Consider the following 17,946-nt stretch of genomic DNA (forward strand, 5'->3'; position numbering starts at 1 on the left):
TATCTAACCGTGTAAGAGCGCTACACCATCCTTCTCAAAAAATAAACAATTTGAATGAAAAATGGATTTTGAATTTGGCTTTTTATTGAAGTGTTTTGTTTGGTTCAAAACTAAAAATATAATGATGAATAAGCCGATAAACATATTTTAAATATATATATGTTTATCTGATACCTAAAGTATATTTTTTTACTACAGATTTCACGCTTTTCCATTTTAAAAAATCTATGTATAACCCGGGAATCCGTGCCAGTTTTCTTTTAATAGGAGTAATTACAGAAAGACATAAAATTAAATATGGTTATCCGTTACCTGTACCAAACTACATTTTACAAATGAAATTTAGCTCTTTTGTTATTTCGACCAAAGGGAGAAATCACATAACGAGAGCAACTGATGTGATTTCTCGTCCGTCGAAATGACAAAATAAAACGAAATGGTATTAGTAACGGATAGTCATAAAATTAAAAAAATATTTTTGCATTGTGGTAAGCTAAAGATAATTAAACAAGACCGCTAACTTAATAATGCAATGTAATTTAGCACTAAATTATTTTTCCTTACTTGTAGCAGCTTTATCGGTCAAGAACAATAATTCGCCATCCGATGGTTTAATTAATTGCATAGGATATTTTTCGGGATTATACGCTCCATATAAAACTTCGTTTAAGGCATAGGCTTTATTTTCTCCAAAAGTCACTACTACAATCTGCTTCGCTCTATTAATAAGAGGTGCAGTTAGAGTTATTCGAAACATAGTTTGAGACTCAAGATAATAAGCTCCTACCCACTTATCCTGTTCTTGCAATACGGCTTGCCCTGGAAAAAGAGAAGCAGTATGGCCATCATCGCCCATTCCTAATAAAATAAGGTCAAATTGTCCGTCCTCGCCTGTTATATTTTTAATAGATTTTTCATATTCCAACGCGTAATCCTCAGGAGTAACACCTTCTCTATACATTGGAAATATATTGTTTTTTGGTATATTTACAAGACTTAGTAGCGTATCGTTAGCCATTTTTGCATTGCTAAGTACATCATCAAGCGGTACCCAGCGTTCGTCACCCCAAAAAATAAAAATCTTTTCCCAATCTATTTTTGTCTTGTAGGAAGCTGTTGCCAAAAGGGCATAGATAGCTACAGGTGAGGAACCGCCGGTAAGCGCTACGACAAAGCGACCGCGTTTCTGTATTGCTTTTTCTGCAGCAGCTACAAATATATTGGCAGCCTGGCTTGTTATGTCTTCCTTAGTATTAAAAATTCTTACCATCAGCTGCTACTTCTACTTGTTTTGTTTGTACTGCTTTCTTATCTTTTTCTGCCTTGTCCGCTTTCTCTGCTTTCTTTCGTAGCTTTTCTTCTTCGGCATCTAGTGTATTTGATGCCCAAGAATGTCCCTGACGAGCAAGTAATTCATTTGCCGCTTCAGGACCCCAGCTTCCAGCTTCGTATTTGTGTAGACTTGAAAATTTATCGTTTTCCCAAGCATCCTGAATGGATGTTACCACATCCCAGGCTTCTTCGACCTGATCGGAGCGCATGAATAAAGTTGGATCTCCCTGTAAAGCATCTAATAAAAGGGTTTCATAGGCTTCGGTTGCTTGGGTAGAGCATGAAAAATAGTCAAAAACCATTTCAGCTGGTTTTAACGAAAGAGACAAGCCTTGTTTTTTAGTCATAAACTGCAGCCTAATATCCATTGCGGGCTGAATGTTTATGATTAATCGGTTTGGCATCATTCCTTCTTTTCCAAAAGAAAAAGTAGAATGGGGTACCGGTTTGAATTGTATAACGATAGAGGATTGTTTTTCCTTCATTCTTTTACCTGTTCGAACGTAAAAGGGAACACCTTGCCAACGCCAGTTATCCAAATAAAATTTCATTGCTACAAATGTTTCTGTGATGGAATTATCCTTCACCCCTTTTTCTTGCAGGTATCCAGCTATCGGTTTTCCTTTTATCGAAGCTTTTTCGTACTGGCCTCTCACTGTGTAGTGTTCTACTTCATCAGGAGTTATACGGCGTATTGCTTTTAAAACGTCAGCTTTACGGTTTCTGACCTCATCAGCTTGTAAGGAAGTGGGGGCTTCCATGGCAACCATCGTTAAAATTTGCATCAGGTGATTTTGTATCATATCCCTTAATGCTCCGGCACCTTCGTAAAAACCACCACGGTCTTCAACACCCACTTCTTCGGCAACCGTAATCTGTACCGAATCAATAAAGTTACGGTTCCAGAGCGGCTCAAACATTGAATTTCCAAAGCGGAAAGCTAGGATGTTCTGTACAGTTTCCTTGCCTAAATAGTGGTCTATGCGGTAGATTTGTTCCTCTTCGAAGGTTTTTGCCAATAGCTTATTTAAGAGCTCGGCAGAACTTTTATCATAACCAAACGGTTTTTCAATAATAATACGATCCTGTTCCGGATTCGCGGCAAGATCTAATTTCTTAATATTATTAGATATGGTTTCAATGAAAGAAGGTGCTATTGAGAGGTAAAAAAGTCGGTTGGCACGTACCCCAAAAGACACATCTATGGCGTCCAACTTTTGTTTCATCAACACGTATGATTCTTCTTTGTCGATATCATTTTGCAAATAAGAAATATGAGAAGCAAATTGTTCGAACTCTTTTTCGGAGGCTATTTTATTTCTCGAAAACTCATTTAGGTTTTCACTGACATGGTTTCGGTAATGCGCATCACTGTTTTCGGCCCTTCCTAAGGCAATGATCTCAAACTTTTCCGGCATACGACCATCAAGATAAAGATTATAAAAAGCGGGGAAAAGCTTTCTTTTAGCTAAGTCACCGGTAGCCCCAAAAACAAGAATGATGGTTGGGTTTATAGTATTGAGATTATCCATTATGTTCCATTTAAAATTTAGTCATTCCACTCGGTGTGAAATATACCGTTAGTATCAGTACGCTCATAAGTATGAGCCCCGAAGTAGTCGCGTAATGCCTGTATCAGATTAGTAGGAAGGTTTTCTGATCGATAAGCATCAAAATACGCTAAGGAGTTCATTAGACCGGCAATAGGTATCCCTTTTTGAACGGCAAATTGAACGGTATTCCTTATGCTGGATTGATTCTCATTTAAGGTCTTTGCTATGCTATCATCGAGCAGTATGTTTTTCAGTTCACTATTTTTGGCGTAAGCCTTTCGGAAATCTTCCAATACTACCGAACGAATAATACATCCACCACGCCAAATTTTAGCGATTGTCTCCAAGTTCAATTCGTAATTATATTCTTTTGAAGCTTTTGTTAGCAAGGCTAATCCTTGGGCATAAGTAATTAATATGGAAAAATATAAAGCCCCTTTAAGTGTTTCTATGGCTGCAGGCAAGTCAGTATTGGTTTGTTCTGCATTCCAAATTAATTTTGAGGAAGCCTCAATTCTTTCCGGTTTATTTTTAGACATTTCCCTCATTGCAACGGCAGCATCTACGGTTGAAAGGGGAACTTCTAAGTCCATGGCATTTTGAGAAGTCCATTTTCCTGTTCCTTTGGATTTAGCCCAGTCGGAGATTAGATTTATTAATATCTGGCCGTCGGTATCTTTTTTCTTCAGGATGTGTCCTGTTATTTCAATCAGGTAGGATTCGAGTTCGGTGTTATTCCAGTCTTCAAATACTTTTTGAATTGTAGTGTCGTCTAGTTCGTATCCGCGTTTCATAAGATCGTATGCCTCTGAAATAAGCTGCATAATCCCATATTCAATTCCGTTATGCGCCATTTTCACGTAGTTTCCTGCAGATCCGTTGCCTAAGTATTCTACGCAAGGTTCTCCATTTACTTTAGCAGCAATGGATTCAAAAATAGGACGTAGCCTTTCATAGGCTTCTTTATTACCTCCGGGCATAAGGCTAGGGCCAAAACGGGCTCCTTTTTCGCCTCCTGAGATTCCCATTCCAAAGAAGTGGATTCCCTTGGCCGATAATTCTGTATATCTACGGTCAGTATCAGTAAAATATGTATTTCCGCCGTCGATAAGAATATCTCCTTTATCCAGGTGGGGCAGTAGGTTTTGAATGACAGCATCAACAGGTTTTCCTGCTGGTACTAATATCAGGATAGCTCTTGGCTGTCTGATAAGTGCAACAAAATCTTCGACGGCTGTTGTGGCTTTAATTCGGTGTTGGGAATTCGCTTCTTCTGTGAGAGAAAGAACTTTATCATCATCTAAGTCTAAGCCAGCTACAGCATAACCTTGGTCGGCCATATTTAAAAGTAGATTACGCCCCATAACTCCTAGGCCCACTATACCAAAATCGAATGTATTCATAATTAGTATGTAAATTTATTATTAGAAAAAAAAAGGCTGGACTTTATTTATAAAGTCCAGCCAAAATTAATCAATTATTAGGCTACAGTAACACTATTTATAGCTTCTTTTAATGCTTTTGCCGCAGCAGCCGGATCTTCAGCACCATAAATGGCACCACCAGCAACAGCTACATCTGCACCAGCAGCTACAACATCCTTTATTGTACTAATATTCACACCACCTGCTACAGAGAAAGGAACTTTTGCTAGTTTACCTTCACTAATCAGTGTTTGTACAGAATATCCTGCTAATGTTTGTTCGTCAAGACCAGCGTGTAGTTCAACAAAAGCAACTCCAAAAGCAGTTACTTCTTTTGCTCTTTGTACTCTATCTTTAACTCCAATAGTATCAACTACTACTTTTTTACCATATTTTGCTGCAGCTTCTACCGCGCCTTTTACAGTTGCATCATCTACAGCACCCATAACGGTTACTAGATCTGCTCCAGCTTTAAATGCAATCTCAGCTTCTAGAAAACCGGTATCTGCAATTTTCATGTCTGCAAAAATTAATTTGTCAGGGAAAGCAGTTTTCATTGCTGTTACCACACTAAGTCCTTCCGATTTAATAAGCGGAGTACCTAATTCTATAATATCTACGTAAGGTGCTACTTTGTGTGCTAGTTCTAATGCTGCTTCTGTAGTAAGTAAATCAATTGCGACTTGTAATTTTGTCATGTCTAAAATGTTTAAAAAAATTAATAATATTAAAAAAATCGTTATTCCAGGTTGGCGTGTTTGGGCCATAGGTCTTCTTTGGTCAACTTTGATTCTTGCCAAAGCGACATAAAAACGCTCTCCAGGATAAATAATATAAACTGTTCAAAAAGGCTGCCTGCATACTGCTCGGAGACCGAAGTCCCAAAGTCAGTTTTTGTTGCCGCTTTTATGAATATGATATGGTCTGCCACTTCTGCTAATTTACTTTCTGCATCGGCAGTCAGCGCAATAACTGTTGCTTTTTGAGCCTTCGCTTTCACCGCTGATGAGAGTACTGAAGAAGTAGTGCCGGATCCTGATGCTAGCAGTAACAAATCACCTTCAAGAATGGCGGGTGTATTCGTTTCTCCTACTATGAATACCGTATAGCCTAAATGCATAAATCTCATGGCTGCCATTTTTAATGCAAGTCCGCTTCTCCCTGCTGCCATTACAAAAATTCGTTTGGCTACTTTAATTTCGTTAACCAAAACCTTTATCTCTTGAGGATTAATCTCATTTGCTAATTTTAGGTTTTCCTCCAAAATAACATGCAGATTTTTGTTTGTCAAAGTGTTACTATTCATTTTGTTTTATTTTTAAATAAGCGATACGCTCCTACTATCATTCAAATTAGTACACCAATGAAATTGGGTAATTTTGATCGATTTTTTTTCGAGTGTGTGAGGTATTGCGTGATTGAAATTACAGGATGCCTTTATAATTTTAATTTTTTCTATTCAGAATTAAATAGAATAATAAAGCTGTAATCGATTTTTTGCAACAGTAATTAATCTCTATTTTGAATAGTATTAATTACTGATGCAAAGATAGATCAGAAGGAAAGGAGGGATGTTATATATACAAGACTATGCGGTATAAATTTGCGCCAGGCCATTCTGAAGGTCCGTTGGCGTTTCCTTTAGCTTAGCTCTTACAAATTTATTAAGAGCTGATGGAGAGCTAAACCCAAGGTCAAATGCGATTTCTTTGTGAGAGCGATCCGTAAACAGTAATTGTCTTTTAATTTCGGTAAGGATCCGGTTGTGGATTGCATTTATTGCGGTTTCGCCAGAATATTTTTTATTTAGTGCATTTAACTTTTTAGTGCTGATAGCCAGTTTTAAGGCATAGTATTGTACAGTGCGCTCCATTTTATATTGATGGTTCAAAAGTTTTTTAAAGGCTATATAGGTATTCTGGTCAGGACCTTGAGTGTCCTGATGTAAAACAGGATGTTGGCCATGGATTGATTCAATGAGTCCCAAAAGGAAGATTTTGATATAAAAACGGGCCTGCTCTTTTTTAACTAGGCTAGGGGCATTATAAATATCCTGTATGTTCTTTATAATAGGTAGGACTTGTTCAAATTCTAGGCTAGAAAGTGCGGTACAATTAAGGTGGGCCGATAAGTTTACATTATAGGCACTGAGCTCATTTTTCAATATATCTGAACAGAACAATACTTCTTCAAATAATATAATTTTGCCAGATAAATCAGTTGACAAATTTGACAAAAAGTGGATTTGATCCGGAAACAGAATAGAAATTTTTCCTGAATTTAATAAATGAATTTTGTCTTCGATATGTACTTTAATACTTCCTGATTCCACAAGTATGATACAAAAATGATCTTTTTTATGTGGTTTCAAATAATCTTCAGCACTTGCTGTCCCAAGGTCAAAAACCCGGAAAGACAAATTTTTATCATCCGTTTTTTGAATGTTTTTTTTAATCTCAAACCTCTCTAAGTACATAGGATATTTTTTATATAAGTGCCGAGTGCGCTCTAATAAACGACTTTAATGCATCAAGTTTATTATAGAGTCATTTTAAATGATGCTTGTAAACCTAATTTATTAAATTTAAAACACTTCTTTAATACAATTTTTATTAGTAGCTTTTCAATAATAGCTTAATAATCAAGGGATTTTAATTATAAAAGGTAGTGTCAGTAATTTTAAACATTAAAGATCAAGGACAAATATACTCTTTTCTTATCTTAAGATATTGATTCAGCTTGAAATTAGGCTCAAAACTAGATTCAGTACGGTTCTTAGAGCACTAATAATGAATTTTAATTTTTATATTGAAGGAACTAACATTACCCGCAAAAAGAGTAAAACATAAATACCTTAATTTTAACGGATGAAAAAGTACGTAAAATTGATGATCAACTTTCAAAAACTAAATTATTATGAAAACACAAAACGATAAAAATTTAGATAATCCAGTTTGGTTTTCGTTATTAGAAACGCATCAAAATTTTGCAATGAATTTTGGCAATATAAAATTCTATCCGCCGGATTATTGCCCGTTTGGTGGTTTTGAAAAAAGCGATGCTATTGCTAAGTCTATCTATAAATATGCTGCAATGGTTGATAATTTCTTTATTGTTGGAGAAAAACCAGAACTTTCAAATCTATTGAAGATTAATAAAGAATTGGTTTGCCTTCAAATGATTGTTTACAATCCAATCGACATTCTAATTAATGATCGAATCATACAACTGACTGACGAACATATTGATGCTTTATATGCGTTGGTAAATTTGGTGCAACCAGGGTATTTTAAAAAGAAAACCGCTTTATTAGGCAATTATTATGGTATTTTCAAAAACAATAAACTTGTTGCCGTGAGTGGTGAGCGCATGCAAATGAATGATTTTATCGAAGTCAGCGCAGTAGTAACACATCCCAATCATACCGGAAAAGGATACGCCAAACAATTAGTTGCCCATACAGTAAATGAAATTTTTAACCAAAATAAAATACCTTATTTACATGTAATTGAAGACAATAGCACAGCCATAACACTCTATCAAAAACTGGGTTTTACAATCAGGCAAAAAATTAGTTTTTGGTATATTACCAGGTAAACTTGTGGATTGAGAACAATTTTGTAAATCCTGAAAACGCACTAGCTGAGTCCAACTCAAAATCTGGGCAACAATAACTTAAAAAAATCATCATAAAAGAGTTTTTTTTAAATGATTAGAAGTAGTAAGAAAGATATATTGTCGCAATTATTAAAAAGATTTTTTGCCACAGATTGTAAGGATTAAAAAGATTTTTAAAAATCTGGGAATCTGTGGCAGTTATTTAGTTATTACCTCTGGGACTTTGCTTCGAGGTAGTTTATTAAAAAAGGACTAAAAACTAAGTACTTAAAACAATATTTTTCAATAAAAAACTAAACTTGAGTTTTTTACGTAACTATTATTATTAGAAACTAATATCAATAATTATGACTAGAAAAGAATTTTTTTCCAGAGTAGGATTTGGAGCAGCAACAGTTTTACTACCTGCTTGTATTGCTGGCATGGCCGTGAGTTGTAGCTCTGATGATACAAATTCAGGTTCATCAGGTACCACCACCCCGACACCTTCAGCAAGTTCAAATTTCACAGTTGATGTAAGCATGGGGACTTTAGCTAAAAACGGAGGTTTTTTAGTAACCCAAGGAATAATTATCGCTAGAACCAACGCAGGTGATTTTCTAGCAGTCTCTGCTGCATGCCCTCATGAGGGAGTTATTGTTAATTATGATGAAGCAGGTAACAAATTTGTTTGTCCAAGACATAATTCTCAATTTACCAGTAAGGGAGTAGTTACAATTGGGCCTGCAGCGTCTAATTTAAAAGAGTACAAGACTTCATTAGCAGGAACAGCACTGACTGTTTTTGTGTAATAAAATTAAAACAAAGAGCTATAAGTAAGTCGAAAGTTTAAAAGTCGTAAAGTCAAAAGAATTAACTTTAAGTAAAACAGCTTTAAATCAGATTTTTACATGATTTTATCCTGATTTTAAAATACGACATTATACCATGGTTATTACTTAAGTCTCTTATTGTTAAATTAATTCTGTCTTAATTTTGTTCTCTGCTAAATTGTTGTTTAGGGAAAACAAATACTTTTATAGAAATAAAAACAACCCTAAAATGAAAAAATACACGCTGATTTTGTTTCTTTTCTTAGGAACATTTGGTTATTCTCAAAATTGGGAATCTGATTTTAATGATGCAAAAACACAAGCAATCAAAGAAAACAAAAATATCCTTCTTGTGTTTTCAGGATCTGATTGGTGTGCGCCTTGTATTAAACTAGAAAATACAATCTGGAAGTCAGAAGATTTTAAAAATGAGGCAGAACAAAAATGGGTCATATACAAAGCTGATTTTCCTAAGAAAAAAGCAAATTTACTGGCTGCTAATTTAACAGCTAGCAATAAAAAATTAGCTGAGCGGTACAACAAATCTGGTAATTTTCCTTTAGTGCTGTTACTGGATAAAACAGGGACCGTATTAGGAATTACTGGTTACAAAAATGTGACTCCGCAAGAATACATTCAAATCATTCATTCCTTTGAGAAATAATGAAAAAAATACTCGTACTCAGTTTTATATTCACAACGGCATTAGCGACTTCGCAAATTACGCATAAGAGAAAGTTGTTTATGTTAGGGAGTCCTTTTGAGGTTACCGCTGTTGCAAGTGATACTATTAAGGCCAACGAATATATTGATTTGGCTGTCGCTGAAGTAAAACGAATTGAGTATTTAATCTCCGATTGGATTCCAACAACGCAAATCTCCGAAATCAATCGCAATGCAGGAATACAGCCGGTAAAAGTGGATGCTGAAGTTTTTGAATTGGTCGAAAGAGCCATTAAAATCTCCCAAATTACCAATGGTGCTTTTGATATTTCGTATGCTTCCATGGACAAAATATGGAAATTTGATGGTTCCATGAAAGTAATGCCAACCGATGAAGCCATAAAAAAATCAGTCGCGAAAATTGGGTATAAAAATATTATTCTAAACCAGAAAGAACAGACTATTTTTCTAAAATTAGAAGGAATGAAATTAGGTTTGGGCGGCATTGGACAAGGCTATATTGCTGATAAAGTAAAAGATTTATTGTTTTCTAAAGGCTGTCTTTCCGGAATTATAAACGTTTCGGGAGATATTAATGCCTGGGGGAAACAACCGGACGGAAAACCTTGGACTGTAGGAATAGTAAACCCTTTGAACAAGAATAAAATTTTTGCCACGTTCCCGATAGAAGACAGTGCGGTGGAAACTTCCGGCAGTTATGAAAAATATGTGATTTTTAACGGTATTCGTTATTCGCATATTATTGATCCCAGAACGGGGTATCCGGCAAATGGTGTGGTCAGTGTATCTGTTTTTTCCAAGCAGACTGAAATCGCTGATGCGTTGGCCACAGGAATTTTTGTACTTGGAGTAGAAGTAGGCTTGGATCTAGTAAATCAAATTAAAGGTATTGAATGTATTATTGTTGACGATAAAGGCAAAATTCACTCTTCAAATGGAATTGATATCAAAAAATATAATTAATAACAAAATGCACTCATGAAACATAAAATAGCCTTTGTATTTTTTACACTTTTGATTTTGCAATCGTGCAGTTCCATAAAAGAATACGAAAAAGAGAAAATAACTGATCCTGATATGAAGCTTTCTGCCCGAACAGCGGAACGGTATGAAACGTCTTTTCAAGTATATCGTGAAGCTGCTGGCGGAGCCAATGGTGGAAAATCAGGTGGCGGTTGCGGGTGCAATTAATTTAAAGCAACAATTCAGATTGTAAATTCCAATCCATTAGAAAATGAAAATAAAAATTTTATCTCTTTTTATTTTAATCACTGTAACTGCTTTTTCTCAAGAAAATAGTAAAGAACCCGTTTTTAAAAAAAGAGTGTTAGAAAGTACAGAAGTGGACTTTCTAGCGAGTTATTACGAGCAAGATGGATCAAGATCAGCTGTTTCTGGGGGTATTGGTTCAGAGAAACTAACAGATGTCGCTTCTAATATTGTGGTGGCAATGCCGTTGAATGAGGATGATGTCTTGACTATTGATTTAGGAATATCAGCCTATTCATCAGCTTCGTCCAGTAATATAAATCCATTTAATTCTACGGGTGCTTCTGGCAGCAGAGGCGCTAATGATCCAACAGCAGGCAGTAAAGCGGCGGCTACGGGACCCAGTGGAACGCCTTGGCAAGCTTCATCTGGTGCTTCAAGAAGTGATGAGTTAGTATCCGTTGTTGCTAATTACAGTCATAGTAGCGATTCCAGGAATTTTATTTGGAATACAGATGTTTCTTTTTCAAATGAATATGATTACAATTCTGTTGGTTTTGGTGGTGGAATCACTGGTCTTTTTAATGAAAAAAATACAGAATTGAGTTTGAAAGTAAATGCATATATAGATCAATGGAGACCTATATATCCAACGGAGCTGCACGAATATTCATTGTATGGTTCAAATTTTTTAAATCAAGGCTATTTTTTTGGTGTATCAGTTTTGGATCAGAACGGTGTATCCTCAACAGATTACTTGCCGTCTGCATTTAAACAGGTTACTACTGTTAACAGAAATTCATTTTCAGCTTCTGTAGGGTTTTCTCAGGTTTTGACTAAGAAATTACAAGTTTCCGTTTTCTTTGATGTATTGCAACAACAAGGATTATTGTCTTCTCCTTACCACCGAATTTATTTTGCAGACAAAGCCAATTTTTACATTGGACAAGCGCAATACATAAGCAATTACGAAAGTCCAAGCAACACCGGAGTTTACAAATTAGCAGATGATATCGAAAGATTACCGGATTCACGGTTTAAACTTCCCGTTGGAGCGCGTTTGAATTATTACATCAATGACAGATTTATATTACGAACTTATTATCGTTTTTATTCAGATAATTGGGATTTACAATCGCATACCGCCAGTATTGAACTTCCTGTGAAATTGTCCGATAAGTTTACTGTTTTTCCCATGTACCGCTATTATACACAAGCGGGTTCTAAATATTATGCGCCTTATGAAACGCATTTGTCAACAGAAAAATTTTATACTTCAGATGCTGATTTAGCCACATTTGATGCGAATCAATACGGTTTTGGCGTTAATTATACAGATATTTTTTCTGCAGGGAAAATTTGGAAATTTGGCTTAAAAAATATTGATTTTAGATTCAATCATTACAAACGAAGTGATAATTTGACGGCTAATATTGCTACCATTGCTTTCAAATTTGTAATGCAATAAACCCTAAATTTACAAAAAATAATAAAGATGCATATATTAATTCTTTTCAACTGCACTATTTTTATTCAGAGACCGAAAACGGAATCAAGACCAAAATACATATTACACTCATTTGTAAATGGTTGAAAACAAAATTCTAATTATCGGAACCTTTTTCGGAATTGGAATTTTGATAGCTGGAGTGTTTTTAAAGAAAGATTCGTTAAAAAATACGGCGTATATTTTGTTTGTGATAGTGTCAATTTTTGTCAATAAAAGTAGGGAATTCTGGGGATGAAATTCGTCATACAGAAATTAGTGAAGACAACGCTGTTTCTGCACCCGTGAATGAGAATACAGCTGTGAAAAAAGAATATAATAAAAAACAAGAATAATATTCATTTAACAAAAATTAGTATTTAAGTTAAAATAAAAATTGCTTTCTAAAGAATTTAACTCGTATATTTGCAAAAGATTTAAAATAAAGCAGACAAAAATGTTTACAAATCAATTGCATCATCATCATTTTCATTATTGCTCTCAAGCGATGTGTTAATGGTATGTGTGTAAATCATCATATTCTAAAAACCCGTTTGAGTACATCAAACGGGTTTTTTATTACCCCATATTTGTACTCAATCAAAATATTTTAAACAAAAAAACAAAAAACAAAATGAGTACATTAAAAATTGCAATTCAAAAATCAGGGCGTTTAAACGAAGACAGCATTCAAATTCTAAAAGATGCAGGCATTTCAATTGATAACGGAATCGACCAATTAAAAGCAGAAGCATCCAATTTTCCTTTAGAAGTTTTGTATTTAAGAAATTCGGATATTCCTCAATATCTGATTGATGGAGTTGTGGATATTGCTATTGTGGGCGATAATTTATTAGTTGAAAAAGGCGGAGATATTGAAGTAATTCAAAAATTAGGTTTTTCAAAATGTAAAGTATCTGTTGCTGTACCAAAAGCATTTGATTACAAATCCGTTCAGGATTTAGATGGTATGCGTATTGCCACTTCCTACCCTAAAACAGTACTTGATTTTTTTAGTTCTAAAGGTGTAAATGTCGATATTCACCAGATCTCAGGTTCGGTTGAAATAGCTCCAAACATTGGTTTAGCTGATGCTATTGTTGATATTGTTTCCAGTGGAAGTACATTATTTAAAAATAATCTAAAAGAGGTTGAAGTTATTTTTAAAAGTGAAGCGGTGTTGGCTGTTTCTCCAAAAGTAAGTCCTGAATCTCAAAAAATAATAGACACTTTAAAATTCAGAATTGAATCTGTTTTAAGAGCAAGAAAATCGAAGTATATCTTGATGAATGTGCCAAATGACAAAATTGATGCTGTTGGAAAAATTCTTCCGGTATTACGAAGTTTAACCGTTTTGCCTTTGGCACAAGAAGGATGGAGCAGCGTACACTCGGTAATCGACAAAGATACTTTCTGGGATGTGATTGATCAATTGAAAGAAGCTGGAGCTGAAGGAATTTTAGTTTGTCCAATTGAGAAAATGGTTTTGTAGAATTATGAATGATATGATTTAAAAGTAAAATCTTTCAATTTTTAAATCATTTAATCTTTGAATAAAATTAAAAATGAATAAAATATTCAATCCAAAACCCGAAAGCTGGGCTTCCATTTTAGAAAGACCTACAAAAACGGTTGATGATATAGAAGCAACAGTAAAAGAAATTTTTAAGGAAGTACAAAAGAAAGGTGATCTTGCTGTTGCAAAATACACTTCGCTTTTTGATGGTGCAATTATCGAAAATTTAGCAGTTTCTAAAGCAGAAATTGACGAGGCTATTGCTTCCATTTCTGCCGACTTAAAAGAAGCAATTTCACTTGCGAAGTCAAACATTAAAAAATTCCATACTGCTCAAAAAACAGAAAGAGTAACTGTAGAAATTATTGAAGGAGTAAATTGTTGGCAGGAAAAAAGACCCATTCAAAAAATTGGATTGTATATTCCAGGAGGAACTGCACCTTTATTTTCCACAGTCTTAATGCTTGCTGTTCCTGCAGAAATTGCAGGCTGTAACGAAATTGTTTTGTGTTCCCCTCCCGATAAAAATGGAGCTATAAATCCCGCAATATTGTATGCTGCAAATTTATGTGGTGTGACTAAAATATTAAAAGTAGGAGGTATTCAAGCAATTGCTGGAATGACTTTTGGTACGGAAACGATCCCTAAAGTGTATAAAATTTTTGGACCAGGAAATCAATATGTAACGGTAGCCAAGCAACTCGCAACTCAGTTTGGCGTAGCAATTGATATGCCGGCCGGTCCATCAGAATTATTGATTGTGGCTGATGATACAGCAGTTCCAGCTTTTGTAGCATCAGATTTATTATCTCAAGCGGAACACGGAGCGGACAGTCAGGTAATTTTAGTTTCTACTTCCAGAAAGTTAATTGAGGCTGTTGAGGCTGAAATCCAAATCCAAATAAAAGCGTTGCCAAGAAAAGCGATTGCTGAAAAAGCGATTGCTAATTCTAAATTAATTTTTGTCGAAAATGATAAAATTGCTTTGGATTTAATCAATGAATATGGACCAGAACACTTTATCATTTGTTCAGAATTTGATGATTTTTACAGTAATGGCGTTCAAAATGCGGGTTCTGTATTCATAGGAAATTATACACCTGAAAGTGCCGGTGATTATGCTTCAGGAACGAATCACACCTTGCCAACCAACGGTTACGCCAAGAATTATAGCGGTGTAAATCTGGATAGTTTTACTAAAGCAATGACTTTTCAAAAAATATCCCAAAAAGGCATACAAAATATCGGAAAAGCTATTGAAATCATGGCAGAAGCGGAGGGATTGCAAGCGCACAAAAATGCAGTTACATTACGATTAAAAGCGATTGAAAATGAAAAATAATTTCGATATAAATAATTTGGTTAGAGAAAACGTAAAGCAATTGAAACCGTATTCTTCAGCTCGTGATGAATTTGAAGGTTTTGATACTGCAGATATGATTTTTCTTGATGCCAATGAAAATCCGTTTGAAAATGGTGTAAATCGGTATCCAGATCCACAACAAGTTAGTGTAAAAGAGGTTTTGGCTAAACTAAGAAATGTCAAAACAAATCAAATCTTACTTGGTAACGGAAGTGATGAAGTGTTGGATTTGTTATTCAGAGCTTTTTGTGAACCAAAAACAGATAACGTAATCACTTTGCCACCAACATACGGAATGTATGGTGTTTTGGCGAATATCAATGCAGTAGAGAACAAAGAAGTGTTGCTTTCAGAAGATTTTCAGCCGCAAATGGAGAAAATCATGGAAGCTGTTGATGCAACCACTAAAATCATCTTTTTATGTTCACCAAATAATCCAACCGGAAATTCTTTTTCGGATGAAAGTGTGGCGTATATTCTTCAAAATTTTAAGGGGTTGGTAGTAATTGATGAAGCGTATATTGACTTTTCAAAAAAAGAAAGTTGGATTAATGAATTAGACGAATATCCAAATTTGGTCATTACTCAAACACTATCAAAAGCGTACGGTTTGGCAGGAATCAGATTGGGAATTTGTTATGCATCTGCGGAAGTAATTTCGGTTTTGAATAAAATAAAACCACCATATAATGTGAATGAACTGACTCAGAAAAGAGCTTTGGAACGATTAGACAAGCCGGAAAAGATAAAATCTGAAATTGAATCTATTATAGCACAAAGAGAGGAGTTACTTAAAGCGTTACTTGATGTTAATTTTGTCGAAAAAATTTATCCTACAGAAGCCAATTTTATTTTGGTAAAAGTGGATGATGCCAATAAAAGATACGCAGAGTTGATTGCAAAAGGAATTGTAATTCGGAACCGAACCACCCAACCACTTTGTGAAAATACATTGCGTTTAACTGTTGGAACAACACAAGAAAACATGAAATTAATTGAGGTGTTAAAACAACTTTAAACCTTAAACCTTAAACTTTTTTTAATGAAAAAAATACTTTTTATAGATCGTGACGGAACAATGGTTTTGGAACCAAATGATTATCAATTAGACAGTTTTGAAAAACTGGAATTCTATCCAAAAGCATTTCAATACCTTGGGAAAATTGCTTTGGAACTAGATTTTGAACTCGTAATGGTGACCAATCAAGATGGTTTGGGTACGGATTCGCATCCGGAAATTAACTTTTGGCCCGTGCATAATTTAATTATGAAAGCGTTTGAAAATGAAGGCGTTATTTTCAAAGAGGTATTAATTGATAAAACATTTCCGCACGAAAATGCTCCAACGCGCAAACCTGCATTAGGTTTGTTGACAAAATACATTGATAATCCGGAGTATGATTTAGCAAATTCATTCGTAATAGGAGACAGAATAACAGATGTGGAATTAGCCAAAAATTTAGGTTCAAAAGCGATTTTTATTAATACCGATGAAGAATTGGGAGGCGACGAAATTGCTTCAAAAAGAGAGGAATTAGATTCCGTTATTGCTTTGCAAACTACCGATTGGAAAGTAATTTATGAGTTTTTGAAATTAGAAGAACGCTCCGCTTCAATAAAAAGAAAAACAAATGAAACGGATATTTACATCAACGTAAACCTTGATGGAACTGGAAAAAGTCAAATTGAAACTGGAATTGCTTTTTTTGATCACATGCTCGACCAAATTGCGCGTCACGGACAAATGGATCTAGAAATTCTTGTAAAAGGTGATTTGGAAGTAGACGAACACCACACAATTGAAGATACAGCAATTGCACTTGGAGAAGTTTTTGCGAAAGCATTAGGAAATAAATTAGGAATAGAACGTTACGGTTTTTGTTTGCCAATGGACGACTGTTTAGCGCAAGTGGCTATTGATTTTGGAGGCAGAAACTGGCTGGTTTGGGAATCCGAATTCAAACGGGAGATGGTCGGAAAAATGCCAACGGAGATGTTTTATCATTTCTTCAAATCTTTCTCCGATGGAGCGAAAGCCAACATCAATATAAAGGCAGAAGGAACGAACGAACATCACAAGATTGAAGCCATTTTTAAAGCTTTTGCCAAAGCAATAAAAGTAGCCGTAAAGCGGGATACAGAAAAAATGATTTTGCCAAGTACAAAGGGGAAGCTTTAATTTAGTCGAAAGACAAAAGTCTTAAAGTCTTAAAGTGCTCCGGCATTGACTTTATGACTTTTGACTTTACAACATTAAGACCAATATAAATGAAAACAGTAATCATAAATTACGGTGCAGGCAATATTCAAAGTATTATGTTTGCCATCGAAAGATTGGGATTCAAAGCCATTTTGAGTAATAATCCAGAAGAAATTAAAGTAGCAGACAAAGTGATCTTTCCAGGCGTTGGAGAAGCAAGTTCCGCAATGAAAATGCTTTTAGAAAGTGGTTTAGACACTTTGATTCCAACCTTGAAACAACCTGTTTTGGGAATATGTTTGGGAATGCAACTGATGTGCAACAAATCGGAGGAAGGGAATACCAAAGGTTTGGGAATTTTTGATATTGATGTGATTAAGTTTACGCCAAAAGTAAAAGTACCACAAATGGGGTGGAACCAAATTTACAACTTGAAATCAGATTTATTCAAAGGAATTGCAGAGAACGAATACATGTACTTGGTCCATAGTTTTTATGCTCCTATTTGTACAGAAACCATTGCCACAACTAATTACGAGCTAGAATATTCCTCAGCATTGGAAAATGAAAATTTTTATGGAACTCAATTTCATCCTGAAAAAAGTGGTGATGTTGGAGAACAAATTTTGGGTAATTTCTTAAAATTAAAGGATTGAAAAATTCAAAGATTGAAAAATTAGAGAATCAAATAGTTCTTTAATTAACATTCCCAATCTTTAAATAATTCAATTTTTAAATCTTTAAATTAA

General features: G+C 34.9%; 17 protein-coding genes. 11 read left to right on the forward strand and 6 right to left on the reverse strand.

Features of this window, described 5'->3' with window-relative positions; translation table 11 throughout:
* Positions 1–550: 550 nt before the first annotated feature.
* From pgl to EKM03_RS12670, 6 genes are all read right to left on the reverse strand, one after another.
* Positions 551–1,270: a 6-phosphogluconolactonase gene (pgl, locus tag EKM03_RS12645; RefSeq protein ID WP_126740521.1), complete on the reverse strand. Its 720-nt coding sequence runs from the start codon at positions 1,268–1,270 to the stop codon at positions 551–553.
* Entirely contained in the window at positions 1,254–2,864 is a 1,611-nt protein-coding gene (zwf, locus tag EKM03_RS12650) for a glucose-6-phosphate dehydrogenase (protein WP_126740524.1), read from the reverse strand. Before zwf ends, pgl begins: the two co-directional genes overlap by 17 nt.
* Positions 2,865–2,881: 17 nt before the next feature.
* Positions 2,882–4,288 (reverse strand): NADP-dependent phosphogluconate dehydrogenase, encoded by a 1,407-nt coding sequence (gene gndA / locus EKM03_RS12655; RefSeq protein WP_126740526.1) that lies wholly within the window; start codon positions 4,286–4,288, stop codon positions 2,882–2,884.
* A 77-nt stretch (positions 4,289–4,365) separates the two neighbouring features.
* Complete coding sequence (hxlA, locus tag EKM03_RS12660) at positions 4,366–5,007, reverse strand: 3-hexulose-6-phosphate synthase (RefSeq protein ID WP_126459269.1); 642 nt, start codon at positions 5,005–5,007, stop codon at positions 4,366–4,368.
* A gap of 41 nt (positions 5,008–5,048) precedes the next feature.
* A complete protein-coding gene (gene hxlB, locus EKM03_RS12665; protein ID WP_126740528.1) occupies positions 5,049–5,615 on the reverse strand; it encodes a 6-phospho-3-hexuloisomerase in 567 nt (188 codons plus the stop codon).
* 282 nt (positions 5,616–5,897) lie between these two features.
* Entirely contained in the window at positions 5,898–6,785 is an 888-nt protein-coding gene (locus EKM03_RS12670) for a helix-turn-helix transcriptional regulator (protein ID WP_126576154.1), read from the reverse strand.
* Between the two features lie 440 nt (positions 6,786–7,225).
* Here EKM03_RS12670 and EKM03_RS12675 point away from each other — a divergent pair, with 440 nt between their 5' ends.
* The 11 genes from EKM03_RS12675 to hisH all read left to right on the forward strand — a co-directional run bounded on the left by EKM03_RS12675 (position 7,226) and on the right by hisH (position 17,853).
* Entirely contained in the window at positions 7,226–7,906 is a 681-nt protein-coding gene (locus EKM03_RS12675; RefSeq protein ID WP_126740530.1) for a GNAT family N-acetyltransferase, read from the forward strand.
* Between the two features lie 368 nt (positions 7,907–8,274).
* On the forward strand, positions 8,275–8,718 hold the full coding sequence (locus tag EKM03_RS12680; protein ID WP_126740532.1) for a ubiquinol-cytochrome c reductase iron-sulfur subunit: 444 nt from the start codon (positions 8,275–8,277) through the stop codon (positions 8,716–8,718).
* Positions 8,719–8,968: 250 nt separating this feature from the next.
* Entirely contained in the window at positions 8,969–9,403 is a 435-nt protein-coding gene (locus EKM03_RS12685; protein ID WP_126514963.1) for a thioredoxin family protein, read from the forward strand.
* Positions 9,403–10,386, forward strand: coding sequence for an FAD:protein FMN transferase (locus tag EKM03_RS12690; RefSeq protein ID WP_126563691.1), 984 nt, complete (start codon positions 9,403–9,405; stop codon positions 10,384–10,386). Before EKM03_RS12685 ends, EKM03_RS12690 begins: the two co-directional genes overlap by 1 nt.
* Positions 10,387–10,401: 15 nt before the next feature.
* A complete protein-coding gene (locus tag EKM03_RS12695) occupies positions 10,402–10,614 on the forward strand; it encodes a DUF4266 domain-containing protein (protein ID WP_126451655.1) in 213 nt (70 codons plus the stop codon).
* Between the two features lie 43 nt (positions 10,615–10,657).
* Complete coding sequence (locus EKM03_RS12700) at positions 10,658–12,100, forward strand: DUF3570 domain-containing protein (protein WP_126740533.1); 1,443 nt, start codon at positions 10,658–10,660, stop codon at positions 12,098–12,100.
* A 652-nt stretch (positions 12,101–12,752) separates the two neighbouring features.
* Positions 12,753–13,610, forward strand: coding sequence for an ATP phosphoribosyltransferase (gene hisG, locus EKM03_RS12705; protein WP_126553413.1), 858 nt, complete (start codon positions 12,753–12,755; stop codon positions 13,608–13,610).
* 73 nt (positions 13,611–13,683) lie between these two features.
* The gene (hisD, locus tag EKM03_RS12710) at positions 13,684–14,976 is read left to right on the forward strand and encodes a histidinol dehydrogenase (RefSeq protein WP_126740534.1); all 1,293 of its coding nucleotides are present in this window, start codon (positions 13,684–13,686) and stop codon (positions 14,974–14,976) included.
* Positions 14,966–16,015 (forward strand): histidinol-phosphate transaminase, encoded by a 1,050-nt coding sequence (gene hisC, locus EKM03_RS12715; RefSeq protein ID WP_126576158.1) that lies wholly within the window; start codon positions 14,966–14,968, stop codon positions 16,013–16,015. Before hisD ends, hisC begins: the two co-directional genes overlap by 11 nt.
* A 24-nt stretch (positions 16,016–16,039) precedes the next feature.
* On the forward strand, positions 16,040–17,176 hold the full coding sequence (hisB, locus tag EKM03_RS12720; protein ID WP_126740535.1) for a bifunctional histidinol-phosphatase/imidazoleglycerol-phosphate dehydratase HisB: 1,137 nt from the start codon (positions 16,040–16,042) through the stop codon (positions 17,174–17,176).
* Positions 17,177–17,265: 89 nt separating this feature from the next.
* Positions 17,266–17,853 (forward strand): imidazole glycerol phosphate synthase subunit HisH, encoded by a 588-nt coding sequence (gene hisH / locus EKM03_RS12725; RefSeq protein WP_126459307.1) that lies wholly within the window; start codon positions 17,266–17,268, stop codon positions 17,851–17,853.
* The last annotated feature ends 93 nt before the right edge of the window (positions 17,854–17,946 follow it).

The organism is Flavobacterium sp. GSP6 (assembly GCF_003984855.1).
In the GTDB taxonomy this organism is placed as follows: domain Bacteria; phylum Bacteroidota; class Bacteroidia; order Flavobacteriales; family Flavobacteriaceae; genus Flavobacterium.

Excerpts from the sequence above, each read along its gene's own strand:
- EKM03_RS12700 (WP_126740533.1), top strand. The coding sequence starts at position 10,658 with ATGAAAATAAAAATTTTATCTCTTTTTATTTTAATCACTGTAACTGCT.
- EKM03_RS12675 (WP_126740530.1), top strand. The coding sequence starts at position 7,226 with ATGAAAACACAAAACGATAAAAATTTAGATAATCCAGTTTGGTTTTCG.
- EKM03_RS12685 (WP_126514963.1), top strand. The coding sequence starts at position 8,969 with ATGAAAAAATACACGCTGATTTTGTTTCTTTTCTTAGGAACATTTGGT.
- gndA (WP_126740526.1), bottom strand. The coding sequence starts at position 4,288 with ATGAATACATTCGATTTTGGTATAGTGGGCCTAGGAGTTATGGGGCGT.
- zwf (WP_126740524.1), bottom strand. The coding sequence starts at position 2,864 with ATGGATAATCTCAATACTATAAACCCAACCATCATTCTTGTTTTTGGG.
- EKM03_RS12690 (WP_126563691.1), top strand. The coding sequence starts at position 9,403 with ATGAAAAAAATACTCGTACTCAGTTTTATATTCACAACGGCATTAGCG.
- pgl (WP_126740521.1), bottom strand. The coding sequence starts at position 1,270 with ATGGTAAGAATTTTTAATACTAAGGAAGACATAACAAGCCAGGCTGCC.
- hisH (WP_126459307.1), top strand. The coding sequence starts at position 17,266 with ATGAAAACAGTAATCATAAATTACGGTGCAGGCAATATTCAAAGTATT.
- hisG (WP_126553413.1), top strand. The coding sequence starts at position 12,753 with ATGAGTACATTAAAAATTGCAATTCAAAAATCAGGGCGTTTAAACGAA.
- EKM03_RS12680 (WP_126740532.1), top strand. The coding sequence starts at position 8,275 with ATGACTAGAAAAGAATTTTTTTCCAGAGTAGGATTTGGAGCAGCAACA.
- hisC (WP_126576158.1), top strand. The coding sequence starts at position 14,966 with ATGAAAAATAATTTCGATATAAATAATTTGGTTAGAGAAAACGTAAAG.
- hisB (WP_126740535.1), top strand. The coding sequence starts at position 16,040 with ATGAAAAAAATACTTTTTATAGATCGTGACGGAACAATGGTTTTGGAA.
- hxlA (WP_126459269.1), bottom strand. The coding sequence starts at position 5,007 with ATGACAAAATTACAAGTCGCAATTGATTTACTTACTACAGAAGCAGCA.
- hxlB (WP_126740528.1), bottom strand. The coding sequence starts at position 5,615 with ATGAATAGTAACACTTTGACAAACAAAAATCTGCATGTTATTTTGGAG.
- EKM03_RS12695 (WP_126451655.1), top strand. The coding sequence starts at position 10,402 with ATGAAACATAAAATAGCCTTTGTATTTTTTACACTTTTGATTTTGCAA.
- hisD (WP_126740534.1), top strand. The coding sequence starts at position 13,684 with ATGAATAAAATATTCAATCCAAAACCCGAAAGCTGGGCTTCCATTTTA.
- EKM03_RS12670 (WP_126576154.1), bottom strand. The coding sequence starts at position 6,785 with ATGTACTTAGAGAGGTTTGAGATTAAAAAAAACATTCAAAAAACGGAT.